We start from the raw sequence: 21860 nt of genomic DNA on the forward strand, positions 1-21860 counted from the left end.
TGTCGGCGCCTGCCGGGTGCCTCTCCTACGCCCCGTGGGGCTCTGCACGGAGCCGCCACGGGCCGCGCGACGGTGGTGTCAGAGGACCTCGGTCCTCAGCCCGTGGCGGAAGTCGTAGAGGAACGGGGTCTTGTTGTCTTCGCCGGTCTTCAGGAGGACGGCCATCGCCTCGGGATCCACGCTCGCCCCAGTGGAGCGTGTAGCTGTCGAAGTCGGCGCCGACCGTCTTGACCCAGTCCTGTACCTGCTGCTGCCAACCGGGCCGCTCGTTTTTCGGCATCGTCTCGGAGACGCGCTTCAGATAGGCCTTGATGTGGCTGACGTAGGCCTTCTTGTCGTACGCCGTAGGGGCGAGGCTATGTGCGTCGACGGTCCACCCCCGCGTCGGCGGGGAACACTCCACCCCCGCGTCGGCGGGGAACACTCCACCCCCGCGTCGGCGGGGAGCACGCCCACAACGCTCACTACGACCGGCCCACCGTCCTTGGCCTCCTGGGAGACGTAAACGGTCTCGACATCCTGGATGCTGGCTGCGGCCCCGGCCTGTACTGCGCCCTGTCAGGCGAGGCTGCGGCCGGCGGTCAGCAGCCGTCGTACTTCCAGGCCCCGCCCTCCCGCGCCCAGGGCTGCGACGTCTGGTTCAGCTTGGGCACGGAGTACGTGTAGGACACGCGGGCCATGTCGCCGGCCAGCTGGTCGATGGTCAGGGTCTGGATCTCCTGGGCGCCGTAGGCCTTGGCGGCGGTGTCGACGATCCCGGCGAACAGCTCGGCGTCACCAGCCTTCGTGGCGCACCGCTTGGAGAGGGTGGCGTAGGCGGCGGCGCCGTCGGGCTTGAAGTAGGCGGCGGAGTAAGCGCGTACGGCCTTCTCCAGGCCGGCGCGGACCGGGTCGGCCTTCGGCGGGGTGCTGCTGGCCGGGGCTGGGGCGGCGCCGGTCTTGGCGGGTGCCGGGTCGCCGGCGCAGCCTGTGAGGGCGAGCAGGGCGGTGGTCGCCAGGAGAGCAGCGGTGTGGTGTGTGCGCATCAGGACATGGTGGCCGGGACAGGGTGGGCGCGGGGTGGCTGTGACTGTCCTGTGACGCGCGAATGCTCCGCGCGATGGCGGCGCGGACCACCCCCCCCGTCGGCCGGGAGCACGCATACACAGCAACCCACGCAGTTGTCTCGGGTGCCGGCGAGGCAGCGGGCATGTAGGGCAAGCGGCCGTTTCGTACGTGCCTTACGGGCATCCGAGGGATCGTCAGGCACGTACGGCATGTGCGTAAGCGTTGTGGGTGCGGTCTCCGTGGGGCGCACGAACGTCCCCGCGTCCGCCCCGGCCCCTGACCGGGGCGGACGCGTGTCCCCGCCATACCGAATGTGGCGAACTGTCATAATCCGTCCCGTTCTGTCAGCCCGGTCGGGAGGATTGCTGTGACTATCTGTCAAGCCGTGAGGGGGGCGGGCGCACAGGAGGCCCTCCCGTCGTCGGTGCCGCCTGGTCTTCGAGTGCGTCGCTCGTGGTGGGGTGGGATGCTGCGGGCGCTGGTGGCAGGTCTCGTCCTGGTGGTCGGCCTGGCCCTGCCCATGGTGGCCCCGCAACCCGCCCAGGCCGTGCCGCCCGGCACCTACGCCTACGTCGCCAACTTCAACGATGACACGGTGTCGGTGATCGACACAGCGACGAACGCGGTAGTGGTCACGGTTCCCGTCGGCAATGCGCCGTGGGGAGTGGCTGTATCGCCGGCCGGTACCCGCGCCTACGTCACCAACCGCGAAGATGCCACGGTGTCCGTGATCAACACCGCGAGCGACACGGTCGTCGCCACCGTCCCCGTCGGCCTTGAGCCCCTGGGGGTGGCGGTGTCGCCGAACGGCACCCGCGCCTACGTCACCAACTTCGGCGCCAACACGGTGTCCGTGATCAACACGGCGACGAACACGGTCGTCGCCACCATCCCCGTCGGTGATGCGCCCATCGGGGTGGCGGTGTCGCCGAACGGCACCCGCGCCTACGTCACCAATTCCGACGACGACACGGTGTCCGTGATCAAAGCGAACACGAACACGGTCGTCGCCACCGTCCCCGTCGGCGACTTCCCGTTCGGGGTGGCGGTGTCGCGGGACGGCACCCGCGTCTACGTCACCAACTTCGGCGGCGACACGGTGTCCGTGATCAACACGGCGACGAACACGGTCGTCGCCACCATCCCCGTCGGTGATGCGCCCCAGGGGGTGGCGGTGTCGCGGGACGGCACCAGCGCCTACGTCATCAACGCCGGCGGCGACACGGTGTCCGTGATCGACACGGCGACGAACACGGTCGTCGCCACCATCCCCGTCGGTGATGCGCCTCGAGAGGTGGCGGTGTCGCCGGACGGCACCCGCGCCTACGTCACCAACGCCAACGACGACACGGTGTCCGTGATCGACACCGCCACCAACACCGTCGTGGCCACCGTCCCCGTCGGCGACCTCCCGTTCGGGGTGGCGATCGGGGCCGTGCCCCGGCCGGCGCCGGCGCTGACGCTGATCAAGCTCACCGCCGGCGGGACGTTCACCCAGGGCGGGCGGGGCACCTACACCCTCACCGTCACCAACACCGGCGACCTGCCCACCGACGGCAGCACCGTCACCCTCACCGACACCCTCCCCACCGGCCTGACCGCGGTCAGCTTCTCCGGCACCGGATGGACCTGCACCCGCATCCCGCTGTCCTGCACCCGCAGCGACATCCTCGCCCCCGGCGCCGGCTACCCGCCCCTCACTCTCACCGTCCGGATCGCCCCCAACGCGCCGAAGCAGGTCACCAACACCGCCACCGTCACCGGCGGCGGCGCCACCGGCACCGGCACCGGCACCGCAACTACCACCGTCGACAGGAAGCAGCAGCCCAAGCCCCCGCACCACGACCGCCCAAGCCACGGGAAGCCGGGCCACGACCGGCCCGACCACGGCCACCGCCCCGGCCCCCGGTAACCGCACGCCGGCATGACGAACGCCCCGGCGCCGGCCGCCCACCCCCGGACCGCCGACGCCGGGACGTCCCGTGACCACGCAACCCCACATCACGGCCCGCCGCCCTAAGCCTCCGCCGACCCTTCACACCAGACCGGACCACCGATCAGACCGCGCTATCTGACTCACTTGCCTGAACGGCCGAACCCGCGCTGACCTGTACGTTCTCTTGACAACCCCAGATAACGATGGAGGTCTCCAGCCTGCTCCGCCGACGCCGGGGCCCGCCTCGCGGGGTCCGCGTGCGGGGTTGGGCGCCGCCGTTCGGGCCTTCGGGTTACATGAGAGGAAACCGGATTCGGGCCGGGAAGTGCCCGGACGGAGAATGGGTAGAAGCGGTGTCCGACATCCGTTCTATTCGGTGTTCGGCGTCGGGTGCGGCAGGAACCGACCCTCTCCGCCGTGCTCGCTTGGGACGAGACGCACAGGATGCGTTCTCCGCCGTGTTGGCGCGCCGGTAGCAGTCCGCTCGGTCGGCGGGTGCATCGGCCCCGGTGGCCCTGGTGGCCCTGGCGGTCGGGGTTCTGCACTACGCGGCCTGGTTTTGGAGCCTTGGCGCTGTCCTGCTGGGGCCCGCGTCGGCGGGGAACACGATTCAGGAGCGGCACATCCGGACCGTCGCCCATGAGGCGCTCCGCCGCGCGGAGGCCGCGCTCGACACCGATGGCGACCGGCGGACAGAACTCGGGCCTGAGCACAGCTGCGCGTGCGGCGGGACGATCGAGATGTACAGCGGTGGCGGGGCGACACGTGCGCGCGCTGCACCGGCTGCAGGGCCCTGTGGACCGAACGCGGCGTGATCGCGCCATGAGCGACCCCCGCGACGAGCTGTACCAGCGTCTCCAGCGAGAAGGGCAACGCGACCGCCGACGCCTGCTGGGGGACTGACCATGTGGGTGGCGCTCGGCGCCGTCCTGGTGGTCGCTGCCTGGCGGTACTGACGGCTACGGCGGCTCCGGGGCCCACGCCTCGGGGCGGCGGCCGCCGCGCTGTGCCCCTCGGCGGCCGCGGACGGCACGTCACCCGTTCGGCCCACACGCGGCCAGCCGCCGAGTACCTAGCCTGCCGCCATGACAGCAGACCAGCGCAACCAGCTCCACCACCAGTATCTCGGCCTCGCCGGCCAGGTCGAACGACTCCTCGCCACCAGCCCCGAGCACACCGCCCTCGACCAGGATGCCCTCACGCGATGGCAGACCCTGTACGGGCCCGAGGCCAGGACCGTCGTCGAGCGCCGCGACTCGATGATCGGCCACCCCCCGAGCAAGATCCCCACCAGTATCGAACTGGACGACTGGATCACGTACGCCCAACACATCCTGCCCAAGCCCGGCAACCCGCTCCAGAACTAGACCGCGCACGCCAGTGCCCCTGACCACTGTGAGGTCAGGGGCACTGAAGGGCCGCACGCTACTCGGGCGTCGGCTCCGGATGCCGTACCGCCTTCTTCACCGCGGCCTCCACTTCGTTCCGCAGCTCGCCGATCTCCGTCGCGTACTCGGTTACCGCTGTCGGAGCGACGGTTGTACCGACGATCGTGAGAATCCTGGCAACGTGCATGTACCGACTCCTCCGGTCGAGTCGTCATAGCCAACAGGTGATCTTGTGAACGGCGGCTCGCCGCGTCACCTGATCACGTCGACCGACAAGATCAAGTTTGGTCTGCTGGTCGGACGGCGGCATCGTGGGACCGGCCGTCCCGGAGTTGGTGCCAGTGCGTCCGGTACAGCACGACGTACATGGCGACGACCAGGGCGCAGACTTGCATGCCGATGCCCAGCCACAGGAAGGTCTTCTCGCTGGCCAAGTTGTTGCTGAGGTAGCTGAAGTTCATGCCGAAGAAGCCGGTCAGGAAGGACAGCGGCAGGAAGATGACCGAGGCGATCGCAAGTTTGTTGATCACGAGGTTCTGCTGGTCGGCGACGAGGGAGGCGTAGGTGTCGGCGGCCCGTCGGGTTTCGTCCCGCAGCGAGTCGATCTCCATCATCACCAGCTGCACGGTGCGCTCATGCATGCGGTTCAGCGCTTGCCTCTCCTCCGACAGGCCAGGATTCGCGATCCTGCGATGGGTGAGGAACTCCTGAGCGATCGCCGCGTAGGGAAGGAATCCACGGTGCAGCTGAGCCGCGCGCCGTCGCAGGTCGGCCAGTCGATGGACGTGCTGCGACGCCCGCCCCTCGAACATCGCCTCCTCGACCTCCGCTACCTCCAGAAGTGCTCGAGCTGCCTCCCTGCGAAAGACTTCCAACACACCCTGCAGAAAGAGGAAGACCGCCGTCGCCCCGTCCGAGGGCCGGTCCTCCGGCAGCCGTGCGGTGAAGGTCTCGATCAGTCCCACGGGCCCGTGGTGAATCGTGACGAGGTGGGATTCGCCGGCGAAGACGTGGATCTGCTTGACCTGGCTGCCGTCGATCACCGGCACGACACATCCGACCACTCCTGCGTGGTAGTCGGCGCGCACAGGTTCATTTCGTCCGCCGAGCCACCCCCATGTTTTCTCATCCATGCCCAGCAGACGGGCGAGTGATTTCTCGTCGGACGAGGAATCTTCTCCCTGGTCGATGTCGACGATCACGAAGTCGGGTGCTTCCAGACGCTCCCTGGCCTCGGGCAATGCTGTCCGAGCGACGACACCTTCCGGCATCGACACCACCGATACGATCATCGCCCCTCACCAAGATGACAGTGCTGCCCGAACGACGAGCCGCCCACGATCTCTGTCTGCTCCCGAGGCCGGATTCCGCAGCAACACAGATGGACTCAGCCCCTGCGAGCCCGCCGGCCACCGGCACGCTACCGGTCGATGACGCGTAGGCAACGGTCCAACCCGCCAGGCTCGCGGACGCACGTGCGCCAAGTCACCCGGTTCCCCCACTGCCGGCCGACTTCTGGACGCAGTGCTCGTCGCCATTCGACCTGCGGAACGGTGAGCACGATGTCGGCTCCGACGCCGCCGATACTGACGAACCGCCATCGCCCTTGGCATCGTCGTGGCGCTCGGCGCTCGGCGCTTGGCTCTCCGGTACCGGCCGACCGCCACACGTGCGCGCCCCCCGACGCACCGCAGATTCCGCGGCGCGCTCGGGGGCCGCCCACGGACCGCACACCGGGGGCGGCGGCACCCGGGTGCAGGCACCCTGCCGGCGGCCGAGGGCCGAAACGGCTGCCGCGCGGTCGTCGAGCTGGTGCTCGGACTGCGGGCCGTCACGATGGACGTCGTCAAGGACGGCGACCGGCGCCTGCCGGGTAGGCTCGCCGGCCTGGTTGCCGACATCCTGGTTACCAAGATTGCTCAACTGATCGGTCTGCTGCGTCGATACCACGTGCCACGGCCGGCGTCGTGCGGGCTCACCGACGATCCGAGGAGACGGAGTTTCCACTACTTCTGGCGGAGAGAAGACCGGACCGAGCGGTTCCTCCGATGGAGTCTGTGGCGTGGGCGGGCCACTCGGTGCCCGCCGGCCGGGGGCTGTCCCTGCTTGCTGAGCCCCATGCCGACGGCACCGACGATGACGCGTACGGCGACGCCGAGCATGACCATGCCTCCGAACATCTGCACCATCACGGCGCATCTGGCTCCCTGCGTCTTGGGCGTGATGTCGCCGAAGCCGACGGTGGAGAACACGGTGACCGTGAAATACAGGGCATCAGTTCGCGTGAGCGGCTCACTGAAGAAGTCGGCCTGGCTCCTCGCCATGAGGAAGTAGGCCGCTGCGAAGAGCAGGAGGAACAGCGGGAAGACGGTCGCGAGTGCCTCGATGCCTTTCAGCCGGGGATACGGGGAACGGGTGATTGTGCGGGTCTGCCAGGCGACGAGTCCGGACACGGCGAGCAGACCGATCACCAGCGTGATGACCGTGCGTGCGCTGAAGGGCTGGTCCATGGGCAGCACGTAGTAGGCCACCACAAGGGCCGTGGCGGTCAGTACCGGCCGAAGCAGTGCGCGCAGCAGGAGAAGGTGCCGTCTCCGCCGGGAAAGGTCCGCGAGCTCCGGCGGCGGCTTCGTCCCCCTCACCCGCCAGCTCCGTCCGGACGTCGTACTGATCCACCTGTGGCGTAGAGACGTCTGCGGAGTCGACCGACTGCGGTATCGACCACGGTGCACCTGTGGCGCGTGAACCGGGGACGCCGACGCGGCGCCCTCGGCCCGGTACGTCCCACGTGGTGTGCAACGGAGGTCGAACCGGTCCGGACACCGGGTTTCCGGCGCCGGCCTTGGGCAGGCAGTGGAGGACGGGAGTGGCATCGCCACCTCAGACGCTTCCTCGCGGAGGACAGCCGGTTCACCTGGACCACGCCCTTGCGACCGGGTGCTCGGATCGGTTGATGGCCATGGTGAAGGTGCCTCCGAGGGTGCGCGGTGGCGGTACGCCCGAATCGTTGCGGGTCCACGCTAGGGCGCGACGGAGTGTCGCCCCGGCCGGACGCGCGGGGCGGCGGCGCAGAGCACTCCGATCGGGGATCCGGCCGCGGGCGGCCGGGCAATGCTGCTGGATCGGGATCCGGCACCGGTTGGGCCATGCCCCGCGAGCGCGATCGTGTTCACCGAATCCGACGCCCTACGCCGCGCCGCGCCGCCCAGAGACTCCGCCAGGGCGAAGAGCCCGAACTCGCGGCCGGGGACGGCTGACGACGAGCTGTGTCGTCTGCGGGGGTGACACAGCCACCACGGTCTGCCGTCGGTCGTCCTGCGTGTCCGGGGACGACGGTGGCTCATCAGGAGGGGCGGGCTCGCCGGGCTCCATCGGCTGCTCTCCAGGTACTGCCGGCTCCGGAGGGTTCACGGCCAGACAGAGGGCGATGGCGAACAGGCCGAAGGACGGCCGGCCTTCGGCCCGGTACCGGGCGGTGTAGGCCCTGCCGTCCGTGCGCGACGGTCACGACGGCCAGGACGCCCCCGAGCACGCTGTTGATCACTGGCGCGTCGACATGTCCGCCGTCCGCCTGCCTACATCTCCACAGCGTAGGGGTGCCACCCGAGACGTCGTCCAGCCGGGTGTCGAACCGACAGGACGGGGCGGCGTGCACCGTGGATTCGAGAATGCCCGTGCGGTATCGGTAGATGATCCCTTCGATGATGCGACGGTGGTCGGCGAACGGGCGTCCTGCCTTCCCCGCGCTCCGGGGAAGGCAGGGCGCCAAGCGTGCCCGTTGCTCGTCGGTCAGCAGGCGCATGCGCCCGCTCGTGGTCACCGAGGCTGATAGGCGGTGGCCAGCGCGGAGACGGTGACCTGGTCGGGCAGGACGCCGCCGTCGTTCAGGTCAGCACGACTCACATGGCGTGCACTCGGCGTCATCGCCACCAGGTCGAGGGCATCCAGCCTGGTCAAGGACGCCGAGTACTCCACCTGTTCGGTAACGGCAGCCTCGAAGAACGGGTTGAGCACCTGGTGCAGGCGCTGTTCCTTGACCGGGTCGATCGCCACTATCGAAGGCAACCGGGCGCGCAGCTCGGACAGGTGTCGCTCGGTGGGCCGGATCACGATCAGGCGGCCGGTCGGGCGCAGTACGCGATGGAACTCGGCCGGGTTGCGTGGGGCGAACACGTCCAGCACGACATCGGCCGCCGCGTCGGCCAGCGGGAAGGGACGGAAGACGTCCCAAGCTGCCGCGGCGGCTCGGTCGTGGGCACGGGCTGCTGCACGCAGTGCGCGCACGGATGTGTCCAGCCCCAGACCACGGGCGCCGGGCATCCGGTCAAGTACGCCGGCCAGGTAGTAGCCCGTGCCGCACCCCACGTCCACCACCGTGCCCTGCTCGGACACGGCGTGGGCCGCCAGGCGGGCCCCGACTTCGCGGATGGGCGCGTAGATGCCGGTGGACAGGAACCGGTCCCGAGCCTGGACCATGGCTGCGTCGTCGCCGCTGGTGGCACGGGTGCCCGTCAGCAGGCCGGCGTAGCCGTGGCGGGCGATGTCGAAGGTGTGGCCCACCGGGCAACGCAGTGCACCGTGGTCGGGGTGAAGGCGGCGCGTTCGGCACGTCGGGCAACGCAGAAGGTCGAGGGACAGATCGAGGGCAGGGGGAAGCGGCACGGGCACGAGGCACTCCTTGCAAGGGGTGAGGGGAGGGGATCGTGCCTGCGGGATCAGAGCGTCACTGCCTCAGGCGGGAACGGGCAGCATCGGGACGTCATTCACGCAGCAGGCACACCAAGGAGGGCGACGCCGTCCGGCATCGCCCTCAGCCTCTTCCGATCACACGAAGCAGCAGTGCGGGGTGCTCATGAATGCCACGTCATAAGTCTACGAGCACGGCGAAGTCCTTCAAGCCTCCAGATCAAGGAGTTGGGCGGCACTGCCTAGTTGTATTGATCACGAGCGTTGTCGACACTCGGCAGGTCTTGAACATGGCGAAGACCTCCGGTGTGGTGGGAGCTGTCTAGGAACCCATTGCACGACGGAGGTCTTCGTGTCCCACCGTAATGCCCGGCTGACCGTCTTCGGTAGGCGACTGCTGGTCGAACGTGTCGCATCGGGCCGCCCGATCGCCCATGTGGCCGCCGAGATGGGTATATCGCGGGCCACCGCCCATAAATGGGTCCGGCGGTGGCGGACCGAGGGCGACGCCGGCCTGGCCGACCGGTCCTCCCGTCCTCGGGCAACCCCGCACCGCACGCCCTCGGAGATCGAGGCCAGGGTGTGTGAGCTGCGGCAGGACCGCAAACTCGGCCCCGCCCGGATCGGCCCCGTCATGGGCCTGCCCGCCTCGACCTCACCCGTGCCTACCGACCGCAGACCAAAGGCAAGGTCGAACGCTTCAACCGCACCCTCCTCGACGAGTGGGCCTACCAACGGCCCTACACCTCGAACGACGAGCGGACCGCAACCCTGGCAGACTTCCTCCACACCTACAACCACCACCGCTGCCACACCGCACTCGGCGGACACCCACCCATCACCCGCGTCAACAACCCTGCGGGTCAATACACCTAGCGCGTCGCCGAGCAGCCGGACCGGGAGTACCCGCCGCCGGGTCACGGCCACCCGCACCCCCCGCACGGCAGGACCGCGGAACGGCGCGGAATTTTCGTCCAAGACAACGGCCGGCGTCTTCAGCGAGCCTGGAGGCATGCCCAGAGACGATGCGGGGGACACGCCCCCGGAGCGCACTGCTGACCACCGCTGGGAGGTGGCTCGCCCCCCGGGCGGAGCCCCTCTCGACGGTGTACGGATGGCCGGGTTCCGGGATCGTACGGGCAGTGAGTTGGACATGCGGGTGCTGCCGCAGCCCGCCGTGATCGTCGTCATCGGGCTCGGAGCCGGCCCGGTCACGGTGGAGAGTGCCTCCGGGCTCCGGCCACTGAGCGGTCTGGTCGCCTCCCTGTCGCCAGGTCCGGCCCGCATCCGCGGCGAGGGCGTCGAATGCGTCGAGGTGGCCTTGTCACCCCGGGCCGCCTACGCCGTGCTGGGCGTTTCCCCGCTCGAGTTGGACGGCTCCGTCACCGGACTCGAGGACCTCTGGGGGCGGCACGCTCGGATGCTGCGCGAGCAGTTGGCCGACACCGCATCCTGGCAGGAACGCCTCGCGCTCACGAACGGCTTCCTCAGACGCAGGGCCGCCGGGGCACCACCCATGGCCGTCGAGGTCGCCGCCGCCTGGGACGCCATCGTGGCCGGCCGCGGCCGAGTGCGGATCGGCGACCTGGCCGCCTCCTGCGGATGGAGCCGCAAACGACTGTGGGCCAGGTTCAGCGCCCAGATCGGTCTGACCCCCAAACGCGCCGCCATGTTGGTCCGCTTCGACCACGCCGCTCGCGCGCTCCTCGCCGGCGAGCGCGCCGGCGACGTCGCCGCGGCGTGCGGATACGTCGACCAGCCCCATCTTCACCGAGACATCCAGGCCCTCGCCGGTTGCACGCCCGGCGCACTGGCCGGCATGACCACGTCCACCGAGACCTGACCACCCGCATCCCGGCCGACCGGCGATCGGTCGACCCGAAGGAAGGAACCAATGCCCGTGACGAACACCGAAGTTCGAGCAGCACAGACGGCGGCAGGCCGAGAGCTCGTCGTCCGGCTCGCGTTCGGGACCATGGCCGCGCACACCCTGCGCGCGGCGGTCCACCTGGAGATCGTGAACCTGATCGGCGACGCACCGCGCACAGCCGCCGACGTGGCTGTCGCAGCCGGGGCCGCGCACCAGCCCATGACACGCCTGCTGCGTGCCCTGACCGCCCTCGGCCTGCTCGCGGAAGACGCCCCCGACACGTTCTCGGTGACCCCGGCAGGCGCACTCCTGGGCCCAGGCCACCCCGACTCCCTCGCGTCGTTCGTCCGCATGTTCACCGATCCGGCGATCGTGCGCGCCTGGGAGCACCTGGAGAGCAGCGTCCGCACGGGAGGGATCGCCTTCGACGCCGTCTTCGGCACGGACTTCTTCAGCCATCTCGCCCGACACCCCGAGCTCTCCGCGGACTTCAACACGGCCATGAGCCAGGCCACCGCAGAGACCGCCGCCACCCTGCCACGAGCCTTCGACTTCAGCCGGTTCACCTCGGTCACGGACGTCGGTGGAGGCAACGGCACCCTTATGACCGCCGTCCTCGAAGCACACCCGGCCCTCACCGGCGTGGTCTTCGACACCGCCGACGGTCTGGTAGAGGCTGCGAAGACACTGGCACGGCACGGACTGGAGGACCGCTGCTCACTCGTCGCCGGGGACTTCTTCCGGGCGGTCCCGCAGGGCTCGGACGCGTACCTCGTGAAGAGCATCCTGCACGACTGGACCGACGCCCAAGCGGTCACGATCCTGCGCCACTGCCGCCAGGCACTGCGGCCCGGTGGTGTGGTTCTGATCGTGGAACCCGTGCTGCCCGAGGTCGTCGGCGCGCAGGACGAGGGCACCTACCTGAGCGACCTCAACATGATGGTGAACGTCGGCGGCAGGGAACGCACCCGCGCGGACTTCGAGGAGGCGTGCCACCGGGCGGGCCTGCGCGTCGTGTCGGTCACCCCGCTCGCGGACGCCGCCCCGTACTCCCTGATCGAGGCCGTGGCCGACTGACCACAGGCCCCACCCCGAACACCCGGTGAAAGCGGCGCGTGCAGTGAGAGGGAAACCCGAGTGAGCGGCGACCTGGCGGTGTCCCCTGCCCAAGGCGGCCATCTCCAGCCCGGCCCCGATCACCGCGGCCGCATCCGCCCGCCGCGGCCGGAACACCTCGTCCGGATCCGGTTTCTGCTCGGGCAGCGCGATCCGCGCCGTCATCGCGTCGGCCGGGAGGTCCGTCGCGTGGAACCCCAGCCCGGCAGGGCTGCCGGCCGATCTCGCCGACGTCACCGGACCGGCCGGCGCGTCGCAAACTGCTCGACCCGCGCGTGTTTGATGAACGCGGTCAGCACGTCCACCGTTGCGTCGGGCGGCTCGTCGGGAATGAAGTGTCCGGCTCGTGGGATGACGACGCCGGTCGCGTTCTCCGCCCACGGACCGACGGAGGCGGCCATGTCGGGGATCGAGCCGTGGGAGCTGGAGATTCCCAGGACCGGGACGGTCAAGTGCCCCTGTTCGAAAGCGGCATGGTTCTTACGCGCTGCCTCCACAGCGTCGCGGTGGTAGGCGAGAGACGCCGAAAGTCCTCCCTCGGCCGCGTAATGGTCGATCTCGGCGTCGTCGAAGGCGACCGTGGTGCTTCTTGAAGGCTCGGGTGAAGTGACTGGCGTCCGCGAACTGCCAGGATGGCGCCACGCTCCGGAGTACTCAAGCGCCCTGACGGTGCGACCAGGGTGAGCCGGACCTCATGCAGTCGCCGGTGGCGGATGTACGTGGTCACCTGCTCACCCACCGCGGCGAATGCCCCGTGCCGCGTACGTACGGAGACGTTGAGTTCGCGGGCGAGCATCGCCGGAGAAGGATCGGGGTCGGCGAGCCGACGGTTCGCGAGGTCCCTGGCTACCTGGGTGAGCGCGGGAGCCAACCGGGTTCCACGTCGTCGAACCGGCCCTTCGCCACCGCCTTGGTCAGCTCGACCAGGGCGCCTCGGGCAGCTGCTACACCGGCCGGGCCCAGGTCGGCCGGTGCGGCGTGAATCATGTCGGTGAGGGTCGTCAGCAAGCGCCTCCGGCCGAGTCCGCCGGCCCGGTGATGGCTCGGGTCCCGAGCAGGGGCTTGAGCTCGCCGGGTGGCAGAACGAGGAACTTCGCCGTGAGATGCGCCGTCGTCTCGAAGGCCCGAGGTGCCGGACGAGGAACTGCCCGGCCGACACGGTCTGGTCGCCACAACCGGGCGGGCAGCCCAGAAGCCCATGCGCCGCGCCGCACGACATACATTGCAACCAGGTCCTGATCGCCGCCCGGGACGGCCGCGGTCCGGGTCGGCGACGCGCCGTGGAGATCGGCGATCGCCGCGCCGTGCACCCTGGCCACGTTGCCCTTGACCCGGAAGTCACCGATCGTGTCCGGGCTGAAAGCCAGCAGTCGTCGCCGACTTGCGTCCCTCCCCACGCCGAAAGACGTCGAGCCCCTGCGGTGCGGCGGGCGGGGCGGTCGAGTTCACTGCGAACACCCTGCGCTGGTTTTCAGCCGGCAGCGCTCGGCGGTCAGCGGGCGATCGAGATGGCGAAGGGAGTGAATCCGGTGGTCCGGATGACGTGCGGTACGAACAGGATCGCGGCCTCCGTGGCGCGGGCGGTCCGGATCCCGCCGAGGTCGGTGATCCATTCCTTGTGCCAGCCGAGGTCGGTGAGCAGTTCACGGACGGTCTGTTTGGCCTGCGGGTCCTCGCCGGAGAGGAAGGCGGTCGGCGGCTGGGTGAGCGTGTCCGGCGCGGTCATCACCGGGAAGAGCATGGTGTTGAGCGTCTTGACGACGTGCGTTTCGGGCAGTGCTTCCTGGAGCCGTTCGGCGAGGCTCGAGCCGGGGTGGATGAGGTCGGCGGGCAGTCCGTCCGGGCCGTCGGTGGTGGCGTTGGAGACGTCCACGAGGATCTTGCCGCGCAGCTCTTCGCGCAGGGCTACGAGACGTTCCAGGGATCCGGCACCCGGAGTGGCGTTGATGACGATCCGGGCCCTCCGGGCGGCGTCGGCGGCTGCCCCCGGCGCGCGGTCCGCCACGGTCACCTCGTGCCCGGCCCGGGTGAGGGCCGCGGCCAAATTGCCGCCGACGCGGCCGTTTCCGAGAACTGCGATCGGGGTCATGGCGATGTGGTCCTTACGTAGGTGCGGTTGCGGTTGCGGTGTACGGGGTCAGCGGGAGAGCGTGGCGACGGCCGCGGCATGGACGCCGGGCGCGGCGGCCAGGAAGCTGTCGCTCTGCGGGGTCCAGGGGCGGCCCTCGGCGTCGGAGATCCGTCCGCCGGCCTCGGTGACGAGCAGTGCGCCGGGCAGCAGGTCCGCGCGGGCGCCGGCGAACTGCCAGAAGGCGTCCATTCGGCCGGCGGCCACGTTCGCCAGGTGCAGGGTCGCGGGCACGGAGGTGCGGACGACGAGCGCGTCGAAGAGCATCGCGGTGATCGAGGAGCCGACGCGCCGTACGACCTTCTCGTCTTCGTCCGGCCGGGCCTGGCTGGTGGCCACGATGCCGAGGCCGAGGTCGGCGGTCCCGGAGACGTGCAGCGGCCGGCCGTCGAGGTGGGCGCCCGCGCCGCTGAGGGCGGTGTAGGTCTCGCCGGTGAGCGGCAGGTGGACCACGGTGAGCACCGGCTGGTTCTCCCGCACCAGGGTGGCGGTCACCGCCCACTCCTGCAGCGCGTGCAGGTGGTTGACGTTGCCTTCGGCCGGGTCCACGACCCACCACTCGCCGGGCGGCAGCGCCCCGCCGTCCAGCTCGTCCTCCACCCAACCCGCCCCGGGGCGAAGGCTCGTGAGGCGGGGGCGCAGGATGTCGAGGGCCGTGTCGTCGTTGACGGCGAGCGCCTGCATCAGCTCTTCGCGGGTCTCGTAGCGGACCACGTCGCCGAAGCGCTCGCGCAGCGCAGCACCGGCGGCGCGCACGGCGGCCTCGGTGCGTTCGAGCAGGTCGGTGTCGGAGGTGGCGCTGTCAGTGGTCTGAAGGGTTTCGGACATGGTGGTGCTCCTGTCTGAGGAGGGGTGATGAGGCCGGTCGGGGCCGAACTGCGCTGTGCTTCCTGTGCTTTCGTCTCGAAGGTATAGAGCCCCATCATTAACTTCAAATGCATGTGAAGAACTTCAAGGATTACTAACATGCAATTGAAGCGCGTTGTGGAAGGCCCGTGGGCGCGGGGGAAGGCTCAGTCGAGCAGTTCGGCAGCCCGATCGGCGATTGCGTAGACGGTCCCGCTGCTGTCGGCCGAGGGGATGGACGGCATCATGGAGGCATCGGCGACCCGCAGTCCGCTGATCCCGTGTCCGCGAAGATTCCCGGGGGCGACGACGGCATCGGCGTCGGTTCCCATGCGGCAGGTGCCCGTGCAATGGAAGTAGGGGCCGGTGGCCTTGCGGACGAACTCCTCGACGGATGCGCCGCTCGTCGCGGGGCACGGCACCGCTTCCTACCTGCGCCATTCGGCGAAAGCGTCGGCCTCCCCGATGCAGCGTTCCACCGCCAGGCCCTTGCGCAGACCGATACGGCGCCGAACCCGATCAGCCCGCACACGAGCGTGCGCTGTCGGCCGTGGACATGTAGCCGCTGACCAGCCACTGCAGGTCGGTGGTCGGTACGCCGAAATCCCGGGCGATCACGGGAAGCGTGAGGTTGAGCGCGAACCAGTCCATCTGCACGAGGAGCATGGACAGCGCCGCCGCCGTGATGACCGCCCTGTCACGCCCGCTGAACAGGCCCCCGCCACCACGCCCGGTCCGGTTGTCGGAAGGAGCCTTCATCGCCCACCTCGATCCGCGCCCCCGTGCGTTCATCGTTGCACCGGCCGTCCCGAATGGGACCCTGGCACGGTGTCGTGCGTAAGCCTAGACAGCGGCCCGGTGCGGCAGGGTGCCCGCTGGCGCAACACGTCGGCCTTCCGGGGCCGTACGACCGACCTGGAGTGCCGGCTGGACGTGCGCGAACGCGCGCGGCTGGTGTTCGCCGGTGAGAACAGGACGGTGACCGTGTTCGACGATCTCCGCTTCGGCGTCGAGGACACCGGTACGCGGCTGACCACCGGGCCTCGCTGACGTTCACTACTAGCTTCGGAGCTGCGGGGAAGGCGCCGGTGAGCGCTGTGACTGAGCGTCCTACCGGGCGGTTGAGCGTCCGACCTGACGGATTGAGCGTTCCGCAGGTCAGAGCCTCGATCGGGGGTTTCGATCGTTCGATCTGGGAGCCGCCCCAGGTCGAGGTGCGCTGTGGCTGAGCGGTGCACTTGGCGGGTGAGCTGTCGATTTGTCGGGGCTGGGCTCTTGGGTTGGTGGATGGCGGCGAGTGAAACGCTCCGTCACCGCAGCGTTCTCAATGGCCGTGGCGGTGCCGGGACACCTCGTAGAGCAGCCAGTGGTAGGGGGAGTCCTCGTCCGTGGCGTCGAGGCCTCGAAGGATGTCGTCGCCCCGCGGATCGTCGCGCAGCGCGAGCCGCGCCGCCGCCTGCACTCGCACGACTTCATCCGTGTCGGCGAGGCAGGAAGCGAGCGAGTCCGAGGCCTTCTGGGCATGTGCCGGCGCGGCGGCGAGGACGTAGCAGGCGGTCCGGCGGACCTCTGGCTCTTCGTCCCTTGTGCGCTCCATGACGGTGTCGAGTACTGCCGGATCGCCCGTCTCGATCGCCTGATAAAGCCCGCTGACCGCCCTCGCCCGGACTTTGCCGTCGGCGTGGCGAGTGAGTTCGGGAAGTACGACTTCAGCTCGCGGATCCGGGGAATCCGTGAGTCCGGCCGTGAGCGACCAGGCCACGCGAGGATCCGGTTCGCCTGCAACCCAGGGCAGAAACAGATCGACGAGCGGTCCTTCGAACGGCGCCTCGTCGCTCTCGTCGAAGAGCACGATCACGCGGAGAACCTGCGCGGCGAAGTACCGTGCCAGCGGATTCGAGCGATCACGAAGGGCGGCGGCCGCGTCCCAAACGGCGGCGTCGTGACGCTGCTGGAGTGCCCAGGTCGTCGCCCACCACACCTCGTGATCGACGTCCGGCTCGGCCATCGCGCGGGAGAGCAGCTCATCGAAGGACGCAACGATGCCGTATCGCGGCTCCAGGGCCGTGAGGATCGCGGTGTGTCCGGTCCTGACCCTGATATGCCCCAGCGACAACTCCTCGCACGTCGATTCGGACCAGTTCCGGATGGTCGTGCGTTCGACAGGTCCCGGCCTGCCGCTTCTGCGGCGCACCTCGGCCGCGACATCCTTCTCGTGCCAGTACCGGGCCAGGGCCAGGGCGTCACGGCCTTCGGCGTCCGTGGCACTCAGACGGGCTCCCTGGACGACGAGTCGCTCCACGATGACGGGGTCGCCCAGCTCGATCGCGCGAAGCAGAGGGGTACGCCCGTCGGGGCTCGCACGGTCCAACCCGGCGAAGGACATCAGAACTTCGATGGTCGGAAGGTCGAAGGCGTCCACCGCCAGGCACAGCGCGGGAGTGCCGTGCTCGTCCACGCTGTCGGGGTCGGCACCCGCACTCAGCAACGCATGCACCAACCGCGCGTTCCCGCTCCGCACCGCCGTTATGAGTGAATCTATGACCCTGTCTCCCGTCCCCACTCCACCGGCCCGTCACATAGCGAGACAGGCACGTTGGAGCTTAGTCGGCCTGGAGAATGCGATGTCTGGGCCGCCTCCCCAGGGGGTGGAAGCACAGCTTCGGTTCCAAGCGCTTCAGTCGGCGTAACTCGCCAACTGAGGAACTCAGCCACAAACGCTGTGCACTGAGTGCTTCAGGCTGGCGAGTGAGTGTGTGAGTTGGCGGGGCTGTGAGTCCCAGGTGGCGACAGGGGCTTACCTCCCTCCTGGGTGGGGAAAACTAGGCCAACGCCCCCACGATCCGCTGATTTTCGTCCGCTACATCAACGTCCATCTTGCGGAGCCCCGGCGCCGCACCTCCGTGGTCCAAGCCGTACGGCCACAGTCTGGTGAAGAGCGCCGGCTTCTCGTCCGAGCGGTACAGAAAGTTGGTGTTGCCGTGGTCGGCGGCCTGCTCAAGGGTCGGTGGGGCAAGCGGTGGTGCGGCGGGGCGTGCCTCGCGCCGCATTCGGCGAAGCGGCCGGGTTCTGCCTGACGGATCGGGTGGTCTTGTCGGCGAGGATCTCGAGCAGGCCCGTCGATGCCGTAGGGGGACTGCGCGGCGACATCGCCGGAGTCGGCCCTTCGGGGATCCGGCGACGCGGCGACGCGACGGCGCTCACGGTCTTCGGCCCAGGGCCCCGGCAGGTAGAACTCGCGGTCGACCAGAGGGTGGTCGCGCACGGTGGCGTAGGCGGCGAGGACGCAGATCCGGCAGTTCTCGGTTCGCCCAGCAGCGCCGGAGTACTGGCGTCAGACCCCGGCAGAGGTGAAGGTCTCCTTCACCAAGTTCCGTATCCGACGCCTGGTCTTCACTCCGGCGAAATGGACTCCGGGCCGCAGGGGGAGTTCTGAACTCCGGCAGCAGCATCAGCCCGTGGCAGCCGCCAGGAGAAGGCCCTCGTAGATCGCCGGGTCGTCGGATTCGATCACCGGGAAGCCTACGCCGTAGGGGCCTTCCCAGCGCACGGCGATCCCGGGGTTGGCCCAGTCGCTGCCGTCGGGCAGGAACAGGTGCGGGCTGCAACCGACCGCCTCGGTACGGGCGACCGCGGTCTGGCCGGAGAGGTTGCTGCGGGCACGGCCGTCGTCCAGGGCCTCCGCCAGCGCCGTCACGTCGACGACGCCGGTCTCCGCGGCCACGTCCAGGATGACCTTGCGGTGACTGACGGACCGCGATTCGGCCCAGAACGCCTTCCGCAGGCCGAGGTCGAGCTGTTCGGACGCCACGAGGGACTGCTCCTTGGCGGCCTGGACCGCCTCCAGTGCGGGCAGCATGGTGGAGGGGTAGAGCCAGTCCTTGGCCTGCCAGAGCTGCCAGCCGGCCGCCGGCTCCAGACTGGCCATCCGGCCCACCTCGCTGTCGGTTCCGGGGCGGGGGCTGGGCGCGTCGTTGAGGAGCTCAAGAGGGAAGGCCCGCAGGTCGAAGCTGACTTGGGTTTCGAGTCCGAGCCGCTTGCGCGTGGCGTGCAGACGGTGGATGGCTATGTGTGCGAACGAGCACCAGATGTCCGAGAAGACGGTGATGATGCCCGGCGGCGGTGTCAGGGATGCGGTGGTCAACGGTGACTCCGAGGGCTTTCGAGGAAGTGGGGTAGCGATGGAGTGGTGGTTCAGGGCTCAGCAGTTGCTGAGGTTCAAGAGCTCAACGGCGGCTGAGCGTCAAGTGCTCGGACAGTCAGTGGCCGGCCCGGGCACCGTGCGCGTCCAAGGCGGCTTCGAGGTCGACGTCCGCGCCCGGGAGCCATGCCGGCAGGAACGGGATGCGGGCCATGGCCTCCATCAGGGAGGTGACCATCCGGCCCTCCACCGTCGGCCCGTGGGCGGACAGCAGCCGGGCCGGGGAGAGGGAGGACACCGACTGGACCGTGCGGAGGAACATCTCCGCGTCGACGAGGGCCGTCCACGGGGCGATCGCCCGGTTCAGGACATCGAAGCCCTAGAAGAATTCCTTGGCGTCGGCGTCACCGACGTGCTGCACCGTTTCAGGTAGGACGGTGCCGAAACTGTCCGAGCTGAAAAGCGTGCCGGCGTCGTGGTCGAACACCGCGAGCGTGCCCGGTGAGTCGAACGTGGGCGGCCGATGGAAGCTGAGGGTCCGGTCACCGATCGACATCCGGCTCCCGGAGTTCACCGTCACGACCCGCCCACGCGGGATCTCGAATTCCTCGGACAGTCGGGTGAGTGATATCCCGTTCGTGACGACCTTGGCGCCAGGAGCGCGGTCGAGTATCCGCGCCAGGCTCCCGGTGTGGTCCCGGTCGTCATGAGTGATGGCGATCCACCGCAGATCGGCGGGGTCCACCAGGGACCACAGGGCCTCTTCGAACGCGTCCCGGTCCACGGGCATGCCCGCGTCCACCAGCATCGGCTGCTCACCGCGCAGCAGGTAGGCGTTGACCGGTTGCAAGCCCGAGTCGGGTATCGGCAGCGCAGAGGGCAGGGCGTGCAGTTCGGGCCCAACGGCGTAGGTCTCCAAGAGGAACAGCCTTCTCTGTCAGGGTCGTACGAGTGCGAGCTCAGACGAGTTGGATGGCCAGCGATCCGGCGAGCAGCAGGCCGAGTCCCGCCAAGCGTGGCACGCTCAGCACGCGGGTCGGCAGCCGGAACATGCCCCGGTGGTCGATCAGGGCGGAGGTCAGCTGCTGGCCGGTCACGGTCAGCCCGACGGTCACCGCGGCGCCGATCTCGGGGATCAGCAGGAACGTGCCGGTGACATAGCCCGCGGCGCAGGCTCCGCCGAGCCAGCCCCACCAGGGCATCGCCTTCAGCGGGGCCAGCCGCGGCCTGGGGGTCTTGCCCGTCAGGCGCAGCACCAGCAGGACGGCGGTGATGGTGAGCGTGGCCACCGTGAAGCTGAAAGCCGCCACCGTGATCGGGGCGCCCAGACCATGCCGGAGCTCGGCGTTGACCGCGCCCTGAACCGGGAGCACACCGCCGGCGACTATGCCGAGGACGATCCATCCGATCCGGCCCGGGCCCGACATCGTCGGGGTTCCCGGCGGGGCGGTCGCCTGCTGCCCCCGGATGATCACGATGATGCCCGCGAGGACCGCGAGGGCGCCGAGCGCGACGCCCGCGCTCAGGCCCTTCTTCTCCAGCCCGAGGAGGCCGCCCAGGTCGAGGACCAAGGAGGAGAACATCTGCCCCGTGACGAACAGCCCGACCGAGGCCAGGGCCCCCAGCCGGGGGAAGAGCAGAATGCCGCTGGTGATGTAGAGGGGGCTCGCCAGGCCGCCCAGCAGATGCCACCACTCGACGCCTGGGAGCTTCCCGAGTGCGCCGAGTGCCCCGGTCACTGCCGCCAGGACGACCAGGAGTCCGGCGGCCACGCCCAGTTGGACCGCGGAGGCGCCGTAAGGGGTTCCCACGGCCTGGTTCAGTTGCAGGTTGACCGACGCCTGGACGGCCAGGAGGCACCCCACCAGGAGGGCTGCCGCGAGCAGCGCAGCGTTCATCTCGTTCTCCCCCACATTAAACGGACACTCGTCTCATTTAATGTAGCCCAGCGGCTGCTAAGCGGACAAGTTGTCCACTTAAATTGGTGCGAAGTAAGGTGACCTGCATGAGTAACGGCGATGAGCTTCCCGCCCCGCAGGTGGTCCTCCGCGGTGACCTCCAGGCGGCACCCCGAGGCGCCGCCGCACCCCGGCAGCGCGCCGACGCGGTGCGCAATCGCGCACAGATCCTCTCCGCCGCTGAAGTGCTCTTCACCGCACACGATCCGAGCACCGTGACGATGGAGCAGATCGCGAAGGCCGCGGGTGTCGGCCGCGCGACCCTGTACCGCTCGTTCCCCGACCCGCCCTCCGTCGCCACCGCCCTCCTGGACGAGCACGAACGCCGGCTACAGGCGCAGATGATCTACGGCCCCCCGCCGCTGGGGCCGGGGGCACCCCCCGCCGAACGGCTGGCCGCGTTCTACATCGCCTACCTGGACCTGATCCGGCGGCACCTGCCCCTGGCGTTGGGCGCGGAATCCGGGCCAGCCCGCTACACCACCGGCGCCTACGGCTTCTGGCGCCTCCATGTGCGCACCCTGCTCATCGCCGGCGGATCCGCGGACCCCGACGCGCTCGCCGACATCGCCCTCGGCCCCTTGGCCCCGCAGCTCTACCACCATCAGCACAACACCTTGGGCATCCCCCACGAGCGCATCGCCCAGGCCCTCTCCGGGTTCGCCCGGCACCTCCTGGACCCCATCCGCCCCTGAACCCGGGCTGCTCCCGGAGCGCTGCTCCACGGGTGACGTGCTGGGGGCC

The 21860-nt window shown here is 69.5% G+C and carries 22 protein-coding genes and 6 pseudogenes; 8 read left to right on the forward strand and 20 right to left on the reverse strand.

Annotation, left to right across the window (positions count from 1 at the left end):
- Window positions 1-78: 78 nt before the first annotated feature.
- The 3 genes and pseudogenes from BCL76_RS40120 to BCL76_RS32615 form a co-directional block, all read right to left on the reverse strand.
- The gene (locus tag BCL76_RS40120; RefSeq protein ID WP_258310039.1) at window positions 79-180 is read right to left on the reverse strand and encodes a translationally-controlled tumor protein; all 102 of its coding nucleotides are present in this window, start codon (window positions 178-180) and stop codon (window positions 79-81) included.
- A gap of 58 nt (window positions 181-238) precedes the next feature.
- Window positions 239-424 (reverse strand): annotated as a pseudogene (locus tag BCL76_RS40570) (hypothetical protein); the annotation flags it as partial.
- Between the two features lie 157 nt (window positions 425-581).
- Complete coding sequence (locus BCL76_RS32615) at window positions 582-1025, reverse strand: hypothetical protein (protein ID WP_219934001.1); 444 nt, start codon at window positions 1023-1025, stop codon at window positions 582-584.
- A 488-nt stretch (window positions 1026-1513) separates the two neighbouring features.
- Here BCL76_RS32615 and BCL76_RS32620 point away from each other — a divergent pair, with 488 nt between their 5' ends.
- Window positions 1514-2959 (forward strand): beta-propeller fold lactonase family protein, encoded by a 1446-nt coding sequence (locus tag BCL76_RS32620; protein ID WP_181382827.1) that lies wholly within the window; start codon window positions 1514-1516, stop codon window positions 2957-2959.
- 1109 nt (window positions 2960-4068) lie between these two features.
- Window positions 4069-4350 carry a hypothetical protein gene (locus BCL76_RS32630; RefSeq protein WP_109782978.1) on the forward strand — a complete coding sequence of 94 codons (282 nt, stop codon included), beginning with the start codon at window positions 4069-4071 and terminating at the stop codon, window positions 4348-4350.
- Window positions 4351-4408: 58 nt separating this feature from the next.
- Here the strand turns inward: BCL76_RS32630 and BCL76_RS39255 are convergent, their stop codons facing one another.
- The 5 genes and pseudogenes from BCL76_RS39255 to BCL76_RS32655 all read right to left on the reverse strand — a co-directional run bounded on the left by BCL76_RS39255 (window position 4409) and on the right by BCL76_RS32655 (window position 9039).
- On the reverse strand, window positions 4409-4558 hold the full coding sequence (locus tag BCL76_RS39255) for a hypothetical protein (protein ID WP_181382828.1): 150 nt from the start codon (window positions 4556-4558) through the stop codon (window positions 4409-4411).
- A 91-nt stretch (window positions 4559-4649) separates the two neighbouring features.
- Window positions 4650-5663, reverse strand: a complete 1014-nt coding sequence (locus tag BCL76_RS32635; RefSeq protein WP_181382829.1) for a magnesium transporter CorA family protein — start codon at window positions 5661-5663, stop codon at window positions 4650-4652.
- 714 nt (window positions 5664-6377) lie between these two features.
- Window positions 6378-6881: a potassium channel family protein gene (locus tag BCL76_RS32640; protein WP_181382830.1), complete on the reverse strand. Its 504-nt coding sequence runs from the start codon at window positions 6879-6881 to the stop codon at window positions 6378-6380.
- 1157 nt (window positions 6882-8038) lie between these two features.
- Window positions 8039-8191 (reverse strand): annotated as a pseudogene (locus tag BCL76_RS32650) (transposase); the annotation flags it as partial.
- Window positions 8188-9039: a methyltransferase domain-containing protein gene (locus BCL76_RS32655; RefSeq protein ID WP_181382831.1), complete on the reverse strand. Its 852-nt coding sequence runs from the start codon at window positions 9037-9039 to the stop codon at window positions 8188-8190. The gene BCL76_RS32655 and the pseudogene BCL76_RS32650, both read right to left, overlap by 4 nt.
- Before the next feature lie 370 nt (window positions 9040-9409).
- On the opposite strand from BCL76_RS32655, the pseudogene BCL76_RS40635 reads away from it, so the two are divergent.
- The 4 genes and pseudogenes from BCL76_RS40635 to BCL76_RS32670 form a co-directional block, all read left to right on the forward strand.
- Window positions 9410-9622: pseudogene (locus tag BCL76_RS40635) on the forward strand (helix-turn-helix domain-containing protein); the annotation flags it as partial.
- A 92-nt stretch (window positions 9623-9714) separates the two neighbouring features.
- Window positions 9715-9933: pseudogene (locus BCL76_RS40640) on the forward strand (integrase core domain-containing protein); the annotation flags it as partial.
- A 136-nt stretch (window positions 9934-10069) separates the two neighbouring features.
- Window positions 10070-10900: a helix-turn-helix domain-containing protein gene (locus BCL76_RS32665; RefSeq protein WP_109782980.1), complete on the forward strand. Its 831-nt coding sequence runs from the start codon at window positions 10070-10072 to the stop codon at window positions 10898-10900.
- A gap of 51 nt (window positions 10901-10951) precedes the next feature.
- Window positions 10952-12004 carry a methyltransferase gene (locus BCL76_RS32670; RefSeq protein ID WP_219934002.1) on the forward strand — a complete coding sequence of 351 codons (1053 nt, stop codon included), beginning with the start codon at window positions 10952-10954 and terminating at the stop codon, window positions 12002-12004.
- A 272-nt stretch (window positions 12005-12276) separates the two neighbouring features.
- On the opposite strand, the pseudogene BCL76_RS32675 reads toward BCL76_RS32670, so the two are convergent.
- The 6 genes and pseudogenes from BCL76_RS32675 to BCL76_RS32700 form a co-directional block, all read right to left on the reverse strand.
- Window positions 12277-12615 (reverse strand): annotated as a pseudogene (locus BCL76_RS32675) (alpha/beta fold hydrolase); the annotation flags it as partial.
- Window positions 12616-12889: 274 nt separating this feature from the next.
- Window positions 12890-13030 carry a hypothetical protein gene (locus BCL76_RS39260; protein WP_181382832.1) on the reverse strand — a complete coding sequence of 47 codons (141 nt, stop codon included), beginning with the start codon at window positions 13028-13030 and terminating at the stop codon, window positions 12890-12892.
- A 505-nt stretch (window positions 13031-13535) separates the two neighbouring features.
- Window positions 13536-14132 (reverse strand): NADPH-dependent F420 reductase, encoded by a 597-nt coding sequence (locus tag BCL76_RS32685; RefSeq protein WP_109782981.1) that lies wholly within the window; start codon window positions 14130-14132, stop codon window positions 13536-13538.
- A gap of 48 nt (window positions 14133-14180) precedes the next feature.
- On the reverse strand, window positions 14181-14999 hold the full coding sequence (locus BCL76_RS32690; protein WP_109782982.1) for an inositol monophosphatase family protein: 819 nt from the start codon (window positions 14997-14999) through the stop codon (window positions 14181-14183).
- A gap of 185 nt (window positions 15000-15184) precedes the next feature.
- Window positions 15185-15439: a GMC oxidoreductase gene (locus BCL76_RS32695; protein ID WP_109782983.1), complete on the reverse strand. Its 255-nt coding sequence runs from the start codon at window positions 15437-15439 to the stop codon at window positions 15185-15187.
- A gap of 97 nt (window positions 15440-15536) precedes the next feature.
- Window positions 15537-15776 (reverse strand): hypothetical protein, encoded by a 240-nt coding sequence (locus tag BCL76_RS32700; RefSeq protein ID WP_109782984.1) that lies wholly within the window; start codon window positions 15774-15776, stop codon window positions 15537-15539.
- A gap of 99 nt (window positions 15777-15875) precedes the next feature.
- Between BCL76_RS32700 and BCL76_RS32705 the strand changes: the two genes are divergently transcribed.
- Window positions 15876-16067 carry a hypothetical protein gene (locus BCL76_RS32705; protein ID WP_109782985.1) on the forward strand — a complete coding sequence of 64 codons (192 nt, stop codon included), beginning with the start codon at window positions 15876-15878 and terminating at the stop codon, window positions 16065-16067.
- Window positions 16068-16341: 274 nt separating this feature from the next.
- On the opposite strand, the gene BCL76_RS32710 is transcribed toward BCL76_RS32705, so the two are convergent.
- From BCL76_RS32710 to BCL76_RS32730, 6 genes and pseudogenes are all read right to left on the reverse strand, one after another.
- Complete coding sequence (locus BCL76_RS32710) at window positions 16342-17580, reverse strand: HEAT repeat domain-containing protein (RefSeq protein WP_109782986.1); 1239 nt, start codon at window positions 17578-17580, stop codon at window positions 16342-16344.
- Between the two features lie 603 nt (window positions 17581-18183).
- Window positions 18184-18384, reverse strand: a pseudogene (locus tag BCL76_RS40645) (transposase); the annotation flags it as partial.
- An 84-nt stretch (window positions 18385-18468) separates the two neighbouring features.
- The gene (locus tag BCL76_RS32720; protein WP_258310041.1) at window positions 18469-19161 is read right to left on the reverse strand and encodes a DsbA family oxidoreductase; all 693 of its coding nucleotides are present in this window, start codon (window positions 19159-19161) and stop codon (window positions 18469-18471) included.
- A gap of 115 nt (window positions 19162-19276) precedes the next feature.
- Window positions 19277-19480 (reverse strand): hypothetical protein, encoded by a 204-nt coding sequence (locus tag BCL76_RS40130; protein ID WP_258310042.1) that lies wholly within the window; start codon window positions 19478-19480, stop codon window positions 19277-19279.
- Window positions 19481-19537: 57 nt separating this feature from the next.
- On the reverse strand, window positions 19538-20077 hold the full coding sequence (locus BCL76_RS32725; RefSeq protein WP_258310043.1) for an MBL fold metallo-hydrolase: 540 nt from the start codon (window positions 20075-20077) through the stop codon (window positions 19538-19540).
- A 40-nt stretch (window positions 20078-20117) separates the two neighbouring features.
- Window positions 20118-21056, reverse strand: a complete 939-nt coding sequence (locus BCL76_RS32730) for a DMT family transporter (protein WP_109783118.1) — start codon at window positions 21054-21056, stop codon at window positions 20118-20120.
- A 107-nt stretch (window positions 21057-21163) separates the two neighbouring features.
- Between BCL76_RS32730 and BCL76_RS32735 the strand changes: the two genes are divergently transcribed.
- A complete protein-coding gene (locus BCL76_RS32735; RefSeq protein WP_109782988.1) occupies window positions 21164-21811 on the forward strand; it encodes a TetR/AcrR family transcriptional regulator in 648 nt (215 codons plus the stop codon).
- Window positions 21812-21860: the final 49 nt, after the last annotated feature.

Source organism: Streptomyces sp. CG 926 (genome assembly GCF_003148825.1).
Lineage (GTDB): Bacteria > Actinomycetota > Actinomycetes > Streptomycetales > Streptomycetaceae > Streptomyces.

Coding starts and splice junctions, on each gene's coding strand:
- BCL76_RS32615 (WP_219934001.1), bottom strand. CDS start 1,025: ATGCGCACACACCACACCGCTGCTCTCCTGGCGACCACCGCCCTGCTC.
- BCL76_RS32620 (WP_181382827.1), top strand. CDS start 1,514: ATGCTGCGGGCGCTGGTGGCAGGTCTCGTCCTGGTGGTCGGCCTGGCC.
- BCL76_RS32630 (WP_109782978.1), top strand. CDS start 4,069: ATGACAGCAGACCAGCGCAACCAGCTCCACCACCAGTATCTCGGCCTC.
- BCL76_RS39255 (WP_181382828.1), bottom strand. CDS start 4,558: ATGCACGTTGCCAGGATTCTCACGATCGTCGGTACAACCGTCGCTCCG.
- BCL76_RS32635 (WP_181382829.1), bottom strand. CDS start 5,663: ATGATCGTATCGGTGGTGTCGATGCCGGAAGGTGTCGTCGCTCGGACA.
- BCL76_RS32640 (WP_181382830.1), bottom strand. CDS start 6,881: ATGGACCAGCCCTTCAGCGCACGCACGGTCATCACGCTGGTGATCGGT.
- BCL76_RS32665 (WP_109782980.1), top strand. CDS start 10,070: ATGCCCAGAGACGATGCGGGGGACACGCCCCCGGAGCGCACTGCTGAC.
- BCL76_RS32670 (WP_219934002.1), top strand. CDS start 10,952: ATGCCCGTGACGAACACCGAAGTTCGAGCAGCACAGACGGCGGCAGGC.
- BCL76_RS39260 (WP_181382832.1), bottom strand. CDS start 13,030: ATGATTCACGCCGCACCGGCCGACCTGGGCCCGGCCGGTGTAGCAGCT.
- BCL76_RS32685 (WP_109782981.1), bottom strand. CDS start 14,132: ATGACCCCGATCGCAGTTCTCGGAAACGGCCGCGTCGGCGGCAATTTG.
- BCL76_RS32690 (WP_109782982.1), bottom strand. CDS start 14,999: ATGTCCGAAACCCTTCAGACCACTGACAGCGCCACCTCCGACACCGAC.
- BCL76_RS32700 (WP_109782984.1), bottom strand. CDS start 15,776: ATGAAGGCTCCTTCCGACAACCGGACCGGGCGTGGTGGCGGGGGCCTG.
- BCL76_RS40130 (WP_258310042.1), bottom strand. CDS start 19,480: ATGTTCCTCCGCACGGTCCAGTCGGTGTCCTCCCTCTCCCCGGCCCGG.
- BCL76_RS32730 (WP_109783118.1), bottom strand. CDS start 21,056: ATGAACGCTGCGCTGCTCGCGGCAGCCCTCCTGGTGGGGTGCCTCCTG.
- BCL76_RS32735 (WP_109782988.1), top strand. CDS start 21,164: ATGAGTAACGGCGATGAGCTTCCCGCCCCGCAGGTGGTCCTCCGCGGT.